The sequence below is a fragment of the Algoriella xinjiangensis genome (assembly GCF_900115015.1).
Classification (GTDB): domain Bacteria; phylum Bacteroidota; class Bacteroidia; order Flavobacteriales; family Weeksellaceae; genus Empedobacter; species Empedobacter xinjiangensis.
In genome coordinates, this window is the sequence record NZ_FOUZ01000014.1 from 15,637 (window position 1) to 31,353 (window position 15,717).

10 protein-coding genes are annotated in these 15,717 nt (G+C 30.5%); 6 read left to right on the forward strand and 4 right to left on the reverse strand.

Annotated elements, in window-relative coordinates; translation table 11 throughout:
* Nucleotides 1-253 precede the first annotated feature (253 nt).
* Nucleotides 254-2,947, forward strand: coding sequence for a T9SS-dependent M36 family metallopeptidase (locus BM072_RS12970; protein WP_092909217.1), 2,694 nt, complete (start codon nt 254-256; stop codon nt 2,945-2,947).
* A gap of 70 nt (nt 2,948-3,017) precedes the next feature.
* Here the strand turns inward: BM072_RS12970 and BM072_RS12975 are convergent, their stop codons facing one another.
* Nucleotides 3,018-4,109: a M42 family metallopeptidase gene (locus BM072_RS12975; RefSeq protein WP_092909220.1), complete on the reverse strand. Its 1,092-nt coding sequence runs from the start codon at nt 4,107-4,109 to the stop codon at nt 3,018-3,020.
* Between the two features lie 60 nt (nt 4,110-4,169).
* On the opposite strand from BM072_RS12975, the gene BM072_RS12980 reads away from it, so the two are divergent.
* The 4 genes from BM072_RS12980 (at nt 4,170) to BM072_RS12995 (ending at nt 7,986) form a co-directional block, all read left to right on the forward strand.
* Nucleotides 4,170-4,823, forward strand: coding sequence for a DUF4294 domain-containing protein (locus tag BM072_RS12980; protein WP_092909222.1), 654 nt, complete (start codon nt 4,170-4,172; stop codon nt 4,821-4,823).
* Between the two features lie 74 nt (nt 4,824-4,897).
* Nucleotides 4,898-5,881, forward strand: a complete 984-nt coding sequence (pfkA, locus tag BM072_RS12985) for a 6-phosphofructokinase (protein ID WP_092909224.1) — start codon at nt 4,898-4,900, stop codon at nt 5,879-5,881.
* Nucleotides 5,882-5,912: 31 nt separating this feature from the next.
* A complete protein-coding gene (gene gap, locus BM072_RS12990; protein ID WP_092909226.1) occupies nt 5,913-6,917 on the forward strand; it encodes a type I glyceraldehyde-3-phosphate dehydrogenase in 1,005 nt (334 codons plus the stop codon).
* 475 nt (nt 6,918-7,392) lie between these two features.
* Nucleotides 7,393-7,986 carry an RNA polymerase sigma factor gene (locus BM072_RS12995; RefSeq protein ID WP_092909228.1) on the forward strand — a complete coding sequence of 198 codons (594 nt, stop codon included), beginning with the start codon at nt 7,393-7,395 and terminating at the stop codon, nt 7,984-7,986.
* 260 nt (nt 7,987-8,246) lie between these two features.
* On the opposite strand, the gene aspS is transcribed toward BM072_RS12995, so the two are convergent.
* The gene (aspS, locus tag BM072_RS13000; protein WP_092909230.1) at nt 8,247-10,007 is read right to left on the reverse strand and encodes an aspartate--tRNA ligase; all 1,761 of its coding nucleotides are present in this window, start codon (nt 10,005-10,007) and stop codon (nt 8,247-8,249) included.
* A gap of 151 nt (nt 10,008-10,158) precedes the next feature.
* Here aspS and BM072_RS13005 point away from each other — a divergent pair, with 151 nt between their 5' ends.
* Nucleotides 10,159-12,222: a T9SS type B sorting domain-containing protein gene (locus BM072_RS13005; RefSeq protein ID WP_092909232.1), complete on the forward strand. Its 2,064-nt coding sequence runs from the start codon at nt 10,159-10,161 to the stop codon at nt 12,220-12,222.
* 38 nt (nt 12,223-12,260) lie between these two features.
* On the opposite strand, the gene BM072_RS13010 is transcribed toward BM072_RS13005, so the two are convergent.
* Nucleotides 12,261-13,697, reverse strand: coding sequence for a hypothetical protein (locus BM072_RS13010; protein ID WP_092909234.1), 1,437 nt, complete (start codon nt 13,695-13,697; stop codon nt 12,261-12,263).
* Between the two features lie 106 nt (nt 13,698-13,803).
* A complete protein-coding gene (locus BM072_RS13015; protein WP_092909236.1) occupies nt 13,804-15,705 on the reverse strand; it encodes an amino acid permease in 1,902 nt (633 codons plus the stop codon).
* Nucleotides 15,706-15,717: the final 12 nt, after the last annotated feature.

The following is a 15,717-nucleotide window of genomic DNA, read 5'->3' on the forward strand; positions in this document are numbered from 1 at the left end:
TTTCATAATCTGATAAGTCATTCATAATTTGCATGTTAAATAAAATAATAATCTAATATTTTATTTATTTTTCATCACTAAAAAACTACCGTTCGTTAGTTTTTTATTTTATGATTTTTCTTTTCACCTAATAATTTTCGTTTAAATAATTAATTACAGAATAATTAACTAATTATCAGCTATTTCTGAAATATTTTCTTGTCATTTCATCGATTTAATTAAATTAGAAAAAATTAAATTAACATTAAATAATATGAAAAAAAATCAATTTAAAGCTTTACTCCTTCTTCCTACCCTTTTATCTTTTGCATTTGTTAATGCACAAAATCATGAAGAAAATATTTCGGCATATTTTAGAAATGACAATAGTTTATCTAAAACTCCGACTGAACTAAAAGAGTTTAAAATCTCAAATGTTGATCAATCAAAATCTTTAAATGGAGATGTAGTTGTTGTTCAGCAAGAAATCGGCGGTATTCCTGTTTTTAATAAATCTGCTACTTTTTTTATTAAAGAGAACAAGATTAACTACGTTACAAACGGATTTAGCAATACGATTAGCGTAAATAAAATTGCGCAGGCAAAACCAAGTATTAATGAATTGAATGCGTTTGCTGTTTTTGCAAATTCTATGCGATTAAAAGATGTTTCGTCTTACAAACTTGATAAAGACGATACAACTAAAAATCTATTAAAAACGAGTAAACCCGAAAATATAAAAGCTGATTTGATTTATTTTGAGAAAAATAACGAAGCACGATTAGCTTATAAAATTACATTTAAAGAAAAAGGAACAGAAAACAATTGGGTTGCAATTGTAGATGCATTAAATTCAGAAATTCTGTATCAAATAAATACTACAATTTTTGACAATTTTCATGGATCTGAATTTTTACCTCAAAATTATGACGATAAATCATCTAAAAAAACAGTTTCATTTCCTTTAAATCAACCACAAAACGTTGCAAGTAATCTATTATCTACAAAAGCTTCTGCAACATATAATGTTTATAAACTGCCTACAGAAGCACCTACTTTTGGAAATAGAGCAATTGTAAATGAACCTTTTAATAATGAATATTCACCTTTGGGTTGGCACGACACAGGAAATCCAGATAATGATATTTTTAAAGAATATACGGTTGGTAATAATGTAGCGGCCTATTCTGATGAAGCTAATAAAAATACTCTTGAAGATTTAGCCCAACTTGCTTATGGAGGTCCAGAGAAAAAATTTGATTTTCCGCTAGATATAACGAAATCTGTAGATACCTATAGAGATGCGGCGATTACCAATTTATTTTACATCAATAATATGATGCATAATATTTCTTATCAATTTGGATTTACAGAAACTGCACGTAATTTTCAGTTTACAAATTTAGGAAAAGGTGGCGAAGAAAATGATTTTGTATTTGCCGAAGCAAGAGATGGCGGCGGATATGACAATGCCAATTTTCAAGTTTTTCATGATGGAAATGTTCCTACTATGCAGATGTATTTATTCTCTCCAAAATATTACAATGGAATTACAGTTAACTCACCTTCAGATTTAACAAATTTCTCTACAAATACTATTTTTCCTGCTGACATGTTGCTACTACCTAAAGAAGGTGTTACAGGTAATTTAGTTGTTGCAAATCCTTTAAATGGTTGTACAGAATTTACAAATAAGGACGAAGTAAAAGGAAATATTGTTTTGGTGCAAAGAGGCGCATGTACTTTTGCAGATAAAACTGCAAATTCTATGAATGCCGAAGCAATTGGAACTATTTATTACAATGCAGACGAAACACAACAAATTTCTGCATTTGGTTCTGGTGCTATGTTTGAATATTATTCTGCTTTAATCGATCATAAATCTGGTGAAATACTAAAAAATAAAGTTGAACAAAATCAAACAGTCAATCTAACACTTAAAAAAGATTTTTCTACAATTACACAGCCTGATGGAAGTTTAGACAACGGAATTATTGCGCACGAATATACGCACGGAATTTCTAATCGTTTAACAGGTTTAGGAAATGGTCTTTGTTTATCTCAATTAGAATCGAACGAGCAAATGGGCGAAGGTTGGTCAGATTTTATTGCCTTGATGTTAACAATGAAACCTACAGACAATGCAAGTATTGCTAGAGGAATGGGAACATATTCTCAAAACGAAGACATTAATGGTTTAGGAATTCGTTTAGCGAAATATTCAACAGATTTTGCAATAAACAACTATACATACGGAAAAACAAATGGAATGGAAATACCTGCGTCTATGTTTGGCCAATTAATTGGTACTTCTCCAGATGTTCACAGTATTGGTTTTGTTTGGGCTACAATGTTATGGGATTTGACATGGAAATATGTAGAAAAATATGGTTATAATAACGATGTAACTGCTGATAAAAATAGTGGTACAGCCAAAGTATTACAATTGGTAATGGATGGTATGAAATTACAGAAATGTAATCCTTCTTTTATAGATGGTCGTGACGCTATTTTAGCTGTTGATGAAGCACAAACTGGGGGAAAAGATAAATGTATGATTTGGGATGCATTCGCAAAAAGAGGTTTAGGTGTAAAAGCAAATCCTGGTGGATTAAACGGAAATTGGATGAATCTTTCTGGTGAACCAAATCCAGATTTATACGATCAAGTAGAAGATTTCTCTGTTCCAAAAGAATGTGAATTATCGACAAATGATGTTACTGCAAATAAAAACTTAAACATCTATCCAAATCCTGCAAAAGATGAAATTTTTATCAACTCGAAAGAATTAAAAGGAAATTATTCTATCAAAATTTATAACATGACGGGTTCTTTGGTTAAAGAAACAAGTTATAATTCTGCAAACAATAAATCTATTAGTGTTTCTAATTTACCTAATGGAGTTTATGTTCTAAAAATTGAAGGAGATAAATTTAATCAATCTCAAAAGTTAATTATCAAAAAGTAATTTTGATTTAAATATGTAATAAAAAACCACTCAAATTGAGTGGTTTTTTATTTAATTAATTCCTAAAATCTTAAAAATTATGGTATTTAAAACTTTGGTTATTTTTAATTGTTTTTACTGATTCGTAAATCAATTCAATTACATTTTTAACATCAGATTGATGCACCATTTCTACAGTCGTATGCATATAACGCAACGGCAACGAAATTAACGCAGATGGCACTCCTCCATTACTATAAGCAAAAGCATCCGTATCAGTTCCTGTTACACGAGAACTTGCCGCACGTTGAAAAGGAATTTCATTTTTCTCAGCCGCATCTATAATCAATTCTCTTACATTATTCTGAACTGCTGGTGCATAATAAATAACTGGTCCGTCACCACATTTTTGCTCACCTTCCTTCGATTTTGTAATCATTGGCGTTGTTGTATCATGCGTAACATCTGTAATAATTGCAACATTTGGTTTTATTGTTTGTGTAATCATTTCTGCACCACGCAAACCAACTTCTTCTTGCACTGCATTTACAATATACAATCCAAAATCTAATTTATCTTTATTCTCTGCAAGTTTACGCGCAACTTCTGCAATCATAAAACCTCCCATTCTATTATCAATTGCACGACAAACAAAATAACGATCGTTTAACGTAAAAAATTCATCTGGATAGGTAATAACACAACCAACATGTATACCTAATTCTAACACCTCATCTTTAGACGTACAACCCGTATCAATCCAAATTTTATCTGGCGTAGGGGCTTCATCTTTCCCAGCTTGACGTAAATGAATTGCTGGCCAACCAAAAACTCCTTTTACAATTCCTTTTTTAGTATGAATATTAACCACTTTAGATGGCGCAATCATGTGATCTGATCCACCGTTACGAATAACATAAATTAATCCATCATCAGAAATATAATTTACAAACCAAGAAATTTCATCTGCATGCGCTTCAATAACCACTTTATATTCGGCTTCTGGGTTGATAATCCCATAAGCAGAACCATAATTATCTGTTTTTATTTCGTCTACAAATGGTTTTAAGTAATCCATCCAAACTTTTTGCCCTTCGCTTTCAAAACCAGTTGGTGAAGCTGTATTTAAGTATTTTGTTAAAAAATCGATTGACTTTTCATCAAATAAATTATTTACACTCATTTTTGTTTATTTTATAACAAATGTACTAAATTTAGGAACAATTTTTGAATGAAATCGAGCATGAAATATTACATCTATCATATTACACTTTTACTCTCTTTACTTACGTTGACTAATGTAAAAGCACAAGTTTTTGGATTAGATTTGGGTGGAAAAAATCCTTCGACAGAGATAAAAAGTGATTCAATAAATTTAGATGATTTCAACTTTAATCCACTTGATACGATTCATCTTAACGAATCAAATTTTTATGCTGTAAATCTAAAAACTGATTTAGAAAAAAAGTATTATTTGTGGCTAAGAAAACGTGTTAGAGATGTTTGGCCGTACGTGCGTACAGCTGTAAAAGAGTACAATTATGTTTCGGATACAATACAAACGATGGACAAAAGACGTGACAAAAAGAAATTTATAAAAAGTCGTCAAAAAGATTTAGCCGATCAATTTGAAAATCAATTAAAAAACATGTCAAGTTCTCGTGGTCAAATCTTAACTAAGCTGATTTACAAGGAAACAGACAAAACAACATACGATATAATTAAAGAATTACGTGGCGGAATTAACGCCTTTCTTTACCAAGCTGCAAGTGGTGCTTTTGATATTGATTTGAAGCAAACGTTTGATCCTAAGCGAACTCGAGAAGATTTATACATCGCCGTTATACTGCAACGAGATTTTGCTGATGGTACTTTAAAACCCATAGATCAAGATTAATCTTTCTTTAACAACTACGCTTTACAATAATATTCTCTTTTTTTATTATATTTGATATAATAAAGGGAAAAAACGTGGCAAATAAAGTAAAAAGAATAGGTGTATTAACCTCTGGTGGTGATGCTCCTGGAATGAATGCGGCCTTACGTGCCGTAGTTAGAGCTTGTAAATATTACGATTTACAATCGGTCGGAATTCGTCAAGGATACGAAGGACTAATCAATAGTGATATGATTGAGTTAGGTCCTCGTTCTGTAAAAAATATAATCAATCAAGGTGGAACGGTTTTAAAAACTGCACGTTCAGCCGAATTTAGAACACCAGAAGGTCGTCTAAAAGCATACAAGCATTTAAAAGATAATAATATTGATGCATTAGTTGTGATTGGTGGAGATGGTTCTTTTACGGGAGCTAATATCTTTCACAAAGAGTTTGGTGTACCATTTATTGGTATTCCGGGTACAATTGACAACGATATTTTTGGAACAGATTTTACAATTGGTTACGATACCGCTTTAAATACAGTTATAGAAGCTGTTGATAAATTGCGTGATACTGCAACTTCGCACGATCGTGTATTTTTTGTAGAAGTAATGGGACGAGATGCTGGTTTTATTGCCTTAAACACAGGAATTGCATCTGGTGCACAAGATATTCTTATACCAGAACAACGCGATAGTGTACAAGAATTATGCGAATCGTTGGAGCGTTCGGAAAAATCAGGTAAAAAATCAAGTATTGTTATTGTTGCTGAAGGCGAAAAATTAGGTGGTGTTTACGAACTTGCAAAACAAGTACAACAAAAACATCCAGAATATGATATTCGCGTAACAGTTTTGGGTCATATACAACGCGGCGGTTCGCCAACTTGTCATGATCGTGTATTGGCAAGCCGATTAGGTATTGCTGCTGTGGAAGGTTTAATAGAAGGTAAAACAAATCTTATGGCGGGAATTCGCTCTAATAAAGTTGTTTTTACACCTATTGATGAAGCCATCAAAAAACACAATGAAATTGATACCGAATTGATAAAAGTTGCTAACATTTTGGCAATCTAAGTTTAAAATATAAAGGGAAATTATATATACTATGTCAAAAATTAAAATTGGAATCAACGGATTCGGAAGAATTGGTAGCCTTGTATTTGGGGTTGCTATTGAAAGAGAGGATATTGAAATTGTAGGAATCAACGATCTTATTGATGTTGATTATTTAGCTTACATCTTAAAATATGATTCTGTTCACGGAAAATTTAACGGAGAAGTTAAAGTAGAAAATGGTCATTTAGTTGTAAATGGTCAAAAAATTAGAGTTACAGCAGAAAAAGATCCTGCAAACTTAAAATGGGACGAAGTTGGTGCTGATATCGTTATTGAAGCAACAGGTTTATTCTTAACAAAAGAAACTGCTGGTAAACACATTGAAGCTGGAGCGAAAAAAGTTGTTTTAACTGGTCCTTCAAAAGACGATACACCAATGTTTGTAATGGGTGTAAATCACGATCAAGTTACAGCAGAAGACACAATCGTTTCTAATGCATCTTGTACAACAAACTGTTTAGCGCCATTAGCTAAAATTATTCACGAAAAATTCGGAATTGTAGAAGCATTAATGACAACTGTACACGCAACAACTGCAACACAAAAAACAGTTGATGGTCCATCTAACAAAGATTGGAGAGGTGGTCGTAGCGCAATGACAAACATTATTCCTTCTTCTACAGGAGCTGCAAAAGCAGTTGGTAAAGTAATTCCGGAATTGAATGGTAAATTAACTGGAATGTCTTTCCGTGTACCTACTGTAGATGTTTCTGTTGTCGATTTAACTGTAAAATTAGCAACTGAAACAAATTACGATGAAATTAAAAAAGTAATGCGTGATGCTGCCGAAGGAGAATTAAAAGGAATTGTTGGTTATACAGACGAACCTTTAGTTTCTATGGATTTCTTAGGAGATACAAGAACATGTATTTTTGATGCAGATGCTGGTATTATGCTTAATCCAACATTTGTAAAATTAGTTGCGTGGTACGATAACGAAATTGGATACTCTAACAAAGTAGTTGATTTGGTACAACACATCGCTAAAATTTAAGATTTAACAACTAATCAATACAATAAAAGTCTTCCCAAAAGGAAGGCTTTTATTTTTTATCAAAATTTTAATATTTTATGGACTAATATTTGATTTTAACTTTACAAATCACATTAACATGAAAAAAGATATAGAGTATAATAGTCCAAAAAAATCAACAATTGATAAAATATTAGCTTTTTCAAAATCAATATCAAATGTTAAAACACCTAAATTAAGATCAACTATTATTATTCATCTTAATTAACTTCTACCATTCTCTATCCTACTTCTTTATTAAATCCACAATAATGTTAATTCAATATTATGGATAAATGCGAAAATTAACAATTATTTATTTTTTTAAGAAAAATTTAAAGAAATTTAAGATTTTTTATGTTAAAATACTTGTAGCAAATATTTGTTTAACTATATTTGGGTAAACAAAAATACAGCCTATAGATTAAATTCTACTTTATAATTAACAATTGCTACTATGAACTATGAAGATGACTCTTTATTAATCCAAGATTATTTAAGAGGTAATGAAAATGCTTTAGAAACATTAATAGAGAAATACAAAGGTAGAATCTATAGTTTTATATACTCTAAAGTCTTAGATAAAGATGTAACCGAAGACGTTTTTCAGGATACATTTATCAAGGTAATCCTTACACTAAAAGGCGGACGATATAACGAAGAAGGTAAATTTTTACCTTGGGTTATGCGTATTGCTCACAATTTGACTATTGACTATTTTAGATCAAACAAAAGAATGCCAACCGTTAGCGAAACAGTTGGATATAATGAAGATTATAACATTTTTGATTTTATTGGAATTTGTGACGAATGCTCTGAAACTAAAATTATTAAATCACAAATAGAACATGATTTAAGAAATTTAGTAACACAATTACCAGAAGATCAACGAGAAGTTTTAGAATTAAGAATTTTTAAAGAACTTAGTTTTAAAGAAATTGCGGAAGAAACTGATGTTAGTATAAACACTGCTTTAGGGCGAATGCGTTATGCAATTATCAATCTTAGAAAGGTTATTGAAAATAATAACATTATTTTAACAATGGACTAAAAAATAAACCTTACAATTTAGCGTTTTAAACAAAATGTAAGTTTTATATGATTGAATTTTACTCAGAAAGTTTCGAACCAAAACAAGCTACTGTAAATAAGATATTAATGTTCTCAAAATCAATCAGAACTGTTAAATCAGAAATATTGAAAGAGAAATTAATTATAAATTTGAATTAAAAGTTATTTGTTTTTATTTCGAAAAATAAAGCCTAAAATACTAGTATTTTAGGCTTTATTATATACTATATATTCAGAAAATTATTCCTTTCCTGTAAAAGTAGTTGCAATAAATAATTCTTTCATTTGCTCAGGTGCAATTGCTGCAGGCGCATCAATCATCACATCACGACCCGAATTATTTTTAGGAAATGCAATATAATCACGAATTGTTTCTGATCCATCTAAAATAGAAACAAAACGGTCAAATCCAAATGCTAAACCTCCGTGTGGTGGCGCTCCGTATTTGAAAGCATTCATTAAGAATCCAAATTGTGCTTCTGCTTGTTCTTCCGTAAATCCTAATAAATTAAACATTTTTGCTTGTAATGTTTTATCAAAAATACGAATAGATCCTCCTCCAATTTCGTTACCATTTAAAACTAAATCGTACGCATTTGCACGAACTTCTCCTGGCGCAGTTTCAATTTTATCAAAATCTTCTGACTTTGGAGATGTAAATGGATGATGCATTGCATGATAACGTCCAGATTCTTCATCCCATTCTAATAACGGAAAATCGACAACCCAAAGTGGTGCAAATTCGTCTGATTTACGTAATCCTAAACGCTCTGCAATTTCCATACGTAACGCAGATAATTGGCCACGAACTTTAGTTGTATTACCCGACATTACCAATAATAAATCACCTGGTTTTGCATTCATACGTTCCGCCCAAGCAGCTAAATCTTCTTGCGAATAAAATTTATCTACAGATGATTTAAACGTTCCGTCTTCGTTATAACGCACCCAAACTAAGCCGGTAGCACCAACTTGCGGACGTTGAACCCATTCGATAATTTTATCAATTTCTTTACGCGTATATGTATTTAAACCTTCGGCAGCAATACCAACGATTAATTCTTGCTCATCAAATATTTTGAAATCTTTACCTTTTGCTAAATCTGTAATTTCGCCAAATTCCATTCCAAAACGAATATCTGGTTTATCATTTCCATAACGACGCATTGCATCAGCAAATGTCATACGAGGAAAATCTCCAAATTCTAAACCTTTAAAAGTTTGCAACAAATGTTTTGCTAAACCTTCAAAAACGTTCATGATATCCTCTTGTTCTACAAACGACATTTCGCAGTCAATTTGTGTAAACTCTGGTTGTCTATCGGCACGTAAATCCTCATCACGGAAACATTTTACGATTTGGAAATATTTATCCAAACCTCCAATCATTAATAATTGTTTAAATGTTTGTGGCGATTGTGGTAAAGCATAAAATTCACCTGGATTCATGCGAGATGGAACAACAAAATCACGTGCTCCTTCTGGTGTAGATTTGATTAAAACTGGTGTTTCAACTTCTACAAAATCTTGTGCATCTAAATATTTACGAACTTCTTGCGCAACTTTACTACGAAAGATTAATTTGTTTTTAACTGGATTACGACGAATATCTAAATAACGATATTTCATACGTATATCTTCTCCTCCATCCGTGTTATCATCAATTGTAAACGGTGGTAAAGCAGATTCGTTCAAAATTTTGATAGAATCAACTAAAATCTCAATCTCTCCTGTCGGAATATTTGGATTTTTTGAAGCTCTTTCGATTACAGTTCCCGAAACTTGAACAACGAATTCGCGTCCTAAACTTCTTGCTGTTTCGAATAATTCTTTTGAAGAACGATCTTCGTCTAAGATAATTTGCGTGATACCGTAACGGTCGCGTAAATCAATCCACATCATAAAACCTTTATCGCGTAGCGTTGAAACCCAACCGCTTAAAGTAACTTTTTCGTTAATGTTGGCTTGTGTAAGTTCACCACAAGTATGAGTTCTAAACATTTGTCCTCGAATTTATTGAACAAAGGTAAAGTTTTGAGCCGAAATAAAGAAGTTTAACATACATTTTGAAATTATTTTTATTCTAAAAACCTTCAAATTAATTATTTAATCTATAAATTGTACAACAAATTTAAATTACCTAAAAATTTATATGAAATACAAACTCTTATTCTTCTTAGCTACTTTAGTCTTTGGCTCTATTTTTCTTTTTGCTCAAGATCTTACTAAAGCTGATTTGAAGTACCTATGTTCTAATCAAACAATTTCTGGGCTCTCTCCACAAAAAACAATTTATGACAATCTAAAAGCAAATTGTAACACCTCAACACTTTCTAGCAGACTAGATCTTTACATTGTTAAAATTAAATCTGGTACTAAATTTACTTTTACTATAACACCTAATGAAAAAATCGATTTTGATTTTGTTTCGTGGTTAAATCCTAATTTAGAAAATGTTGGTCTTGGCGACCGCGGTTCTTCAAATAACCCACATCCTCTCGGTATTTATTCCATTGGATTAGAATTAAATAAAAGAAATTATTGTGATGATTCTGGAGCTACTTCTTCGGGTAAAGTAAAATATTATGATGTTGTTCCAGGTGATATTATTTTGATCGCTGTGGATAGATGGGAACAAATAGAATCAGATTATTCTATTTCATTCGGTGGTGATGCTATTTTAGATTGTTCCTTTAACGGAAATAATTATTCTGCTTGCGAAAATAATAATGAAGGCGAATTTAATTTGACAAATATCAAAAAAGATATTTTATTAAAGCGTCCTTCAAATTATACAGGTAAATTTTATTTGGATAAAAATGATGCAACTGAAAATAATTCTAATACAATAAATGGCACATACTTTACTGTTAATAAGTCTGAATCGCCAAAAACAATTTATTTATTACTTTTAAATGAATTAAATATTCTTGCAAGAATCGAAGAAATCACGTTAAATATTACTGAAAAATTAAATTTTACACCAATTAATTTAAGTTATTGTGCTTATTCCTCAACTCCTACTTCAATCAATTTATTAGAATCAATTCCAGCAAGCCTTCCAAATAAAGAGAATTTTAAATTTAGATTTTTTAAGAGTAAAACTGATGCAGAAACTAATCAAAATGAAATTACAAACTACACTACATACAATGCGTCATCTAATCAAATTTATATTCGAACTGAAAATTTAAATGATTCAGAATGTTATACGATTCAAGAATTTAAAATCGAAAATAAAACTACAGAAATTACAATTACTGATATTATTAATTTTTGTGAAAGCCTAGAACCAAGTGGTTTTATAGATTTAACAGAACTTAAAACTAAAGTGCCTGGATTTAACGATTATAAATTGGTTTACTACGAATCGATGAAAAATATTCAAAATAATATTTCTATAAATAATCCAGAAAGCTATAAATATACTACCACAAATGGAAATATTTATATAAAAGCAACGAAAAATAATGAATGCCCTGTAATATTTACAATAACATATAAAGTAAATACTGTTCCGACTTTAGATCTGAAACCCCTTTATTTAAAATGTAAAGGAGAATCAATCACAATTGATTTATCAAAATACAAAGGTGAAATTATCATTCAAGGGCCTCATAAACTTATTGATTTTAATGTTTTTGAAATAAATCAGCCTGGAAAATACAGTGCGACGATAACAACTGAATTTGATTGCACCTATCAATATACATTTACAGTAGAAGATAATATTGCTCCAATTCTTAAAACCATAACTATTACAAAAGACAAAGTAATATTTACGGTCAGACATCCGCACGAAAGTGAACTTTTATTTTCTATGGATAAAATTAATTGGCAAACGAGTAAAGAATTTACTTTATCTGCTTTAGAAACAAGCTTTACGATATATGCTAAGATTAGTAATTGTATTTTTGAGCTATATCATTTTGAAAATTTTGTTATATCTAATTTCTTTAGTCCAAATAATGATGGAAAAAATGATACATGGAAAATTAAATTCCCTAAAAATATTGAAGATTATTCTGTTTCTATTTTTGATCGATTTGGTAAAACTATAAAAACTATAAATTCGCCTTCAGAAATTATTTGGGACGGAAAACTCAATGGTCAAAACTTGCCTTCGGATACATATTGGTATAGAATTGATTTGAAAGAAAATTTTGAAAGTAGTCCATTAAGAATTTTATCAGGAAATATTTTACTTAAAAGATAAACAAAAAAGCGATTCTCACGAATCGCTTTTTTTGAATATTATTTACATGAGGTTTGATGTTTTTCGATCAATGTTTTTAAACCATCAACGGTTTTTAAGTCAAAATCAGCAAAATTTAAGTTACATTTTATGTATTCATTAAAATTATTTTCTAATTTATCGTCATTAGAATTTCCTAAATAAAGCGCTTTTTCTTGTTGCGGAATTTTTAAATACAATTTGTTACTTGCTGGTTCTTCTAAAATCAAATAACCTTTGTTTTCTGACAAAATTTTATAAAAATATGAGAAATCTGCACTTAGACTCATGATATTTCCTACTGCGTTAAATGCATTTCCGATGGTTTTTAAACCAATGTAACATTCGCCCGTATCAGTACAAAAATTAGCACCTGTGTTTGATTTATATCTTGTTGATTTCTCTTTTCCTTTTTCATTCAACGCTTTTACAAAAACAGATTTTCCCATGTTTTCGGGTAATTCTTGTACGTTACCTTCTTTAATTCCTTGTTTTACACCTTCAAAATTAATTGATAATTTACCGACAACTTTGTTTCCTTTTTCATCAATCAAATAACCTGGAACATCATAAAGATTAGATGAATTTAATTTATTCTCATTAATCTGATTTTCTACAGCTTCTTGATTTTCTTGAATTGCATTATTTTTTTGCTCAAGTTTTTTATTATATAATTGATTTTCTAATGTATAACCTTCTAGCAAAGCGTAACCAACCATTGTATTCAAAAAATCATTTTCTTTTGACAAAGGAGCCGTTGGATTTGCTAAAGGATTTGTACTTTCTTTTAACGAAAATTTCTTCCCGTTATCTAAAACCAATGTATTATCACTCCATTTTCCAACAATTAACCCATTATTTTCTACAATTTCGTAAGTATTTGCATATCCATTTTTCGAGATTTTTATAGTCCCGATAAATTTGTTTTCATTATTTTTTGTCGAAATAATGTTTCCTTTTTTATCTACATTAATGCTATTTTCGCCAGTAATTTTTAAAGCATCAGCTTCTAATTTTTTAATAGCTTCTAATTCAGCTTTAAAATCAGCAGTGTAATCTTTTTTATTTGTAGAAACCAATTGTTTTATAACTTCTTGATCTACTCCACTTGTTTTGAAAATTTTATATTCTCCTTCGGTAAAAGTTTTTACGGTATTTTTTTCAAGACTTAAAGATGAGCCAAGTTCTTCTGTAATAAATTCGTTAGATTCATTGGTCGATAAATCTGTAATTGTATACCATTTTCTGACTTCACCATTTGGTAAAGATTCTAAATTATATTTAATAGAAAACAGTGGTTTATTCTGTAAATCAGAGAATGTATACACTCTTTTTTTACCATCAACTAAACCAATTTCTTTTTTGTCAAGTAAAATTTTTCCTTTCTTAATATCTATTTCTTGGGCAGAAGAGTAGATTGCGCCTAAAATAAATAGGCTAAATAGTAGTTTTTTCATAGGTAGTTTTTAAAAATGAACACAAAAATATACTTATAAAAACAAATTACTCGATTATAAATACTTATAATCGAGTAATTTGAAAACTATTTTTAAAAAGTAATAACTATACTTTTTTCAGCTTGCTATGTCTGTATCCGTATGCAAAGTAAATGATAAGCCCGATTAATAACCAGATTAAGAAAATCAACCAGTTTTTTAAACCTAATTGCGCCATCATATAAAAACAACATAACATACCTGCAAGCGGAATGATTGATGTACGTTTGAAAAAACAACGAATTGTCATATAAACATAAATCAAAATAAAAATATACATCGGGATTTTGTGTTTAAAAACATCCCATCCTTTTTCTGCTTTTTTATCTTCGTAAACAGGTAATTTACTTAAAGTTTCTTTGTATTTATCTGGTGTTAAAGTTGATAAATAATCATTCAAAAATTCAACTTCATTTCCAGTTAATGCGTTTACAGTTGTGTAAGAATCTTTTAATTCTTTTGGAGTTAATGAACTTACAAATTTTTCTACCGGCATTGGTTGTGGTTGATTTGTAAAGAAATCTGCCGTATCATTTTTAAACGTTGTAGAACATAAAACAACAATCAAAACCGTAACAATTGGCATAATATATTTTGCATTTATAAAAGGAGTTTTAAAGTTTCCTCGTAAAGCATTTGGATTAGCATCCATCTTAATAACAGCCGCACAAACCAATACAAAAGCAAATAAAGTTCCGATAGAACATGCATCTACAACCAATTCTAAATCGGTAAATAAAATAGGTACACCAACTACAAATCCTGTAAAAATAGTTGCAAATGAAGGTGTTTTATATTTTGGATGAATCTTAGAAAATTTCTTTGGTAATAATCCATCTCGAGACATTGTCATCCAAATACGTGGTTGTCCAATTTGAAATACAATAAAAACACTCGCCATAGCAATCACTGCAGAAAATGCAATAATCCCAGCAAGCCATCTCAAATCTTTTATTTTTTCAAAAACGTAAGCCAAAGGATCACCAACATTTAGTTCAGAATAATGAACCATTCCGGTAATTACCAACGCAATTAAAATATATAAAATAGTACAAATTATAATTGATGCAAAAATTCCGCGTGGTAAATCACGTTTCGGATCTTTACATTCTTCGGCAGTTGTGCTAATCGCATCAAAACCAATATATGCATAGAAAACCGAGCTAACACCAGCTAAAACACCTGTAACTCCGTTTGGTGCAAAAGGATTCCAATTGTCAGGATTCACATAAAAAGCACCTACAATAATCACCAAGAAAACAACTGCAATTTTTAAAATAACCATTGCATTACTTGCTTTTCTAGACTCGTTAATTCCTCTATAAACCAATGCAGTAATCAAAAATGTAATAACTAAAGCTGGAATATCAACCACCAAATTAAATCCTAAATTTGGTGCATTTTTAAATGCTAAATACTTCGGAATTTCTTGCGCATAAGGAGAATTTGCGATACCTGCTAATGTTTTTCCTTTCGCTAATTCATTCGAAATGAATTCGAAACCTGATTTTGCAGTAAAATAATCCATTGTCATCCATTCAGGAATATGAATTCCCAAACCGGAGAGTAAGGAGGTAAAATAATCACTCCACGAAATAGCAAGTACAATGTTTCCAATTGCATATTCCATAATCAATGCCCAACCAATAACCCATGCAAACAGTTCGCCAAAAGCAACATAACTGTATGTATATGCACTTCCGGAAACGGGAACTAATGATGCAAATTCGGCATACGCAAAAGCAGTAAAACCACATGCAATTGCAGTAAATATAAATAAGAAAATAACGGCTGGACCACCTTCAAAGCTGGCTCTACCAATGGTACTAAAAATACCGGCTCCAACAATGGCGGCGATTCCAAAACCTGTTAAATCCCGAACTCCTAAAGTTCTTTTTAGAGAAGCAGAATTTTTCTCTGATTCTGCTAAAATAGATTCAACAGATTTTTTTCTGAATAATTGTGACATAATTTATTTAAA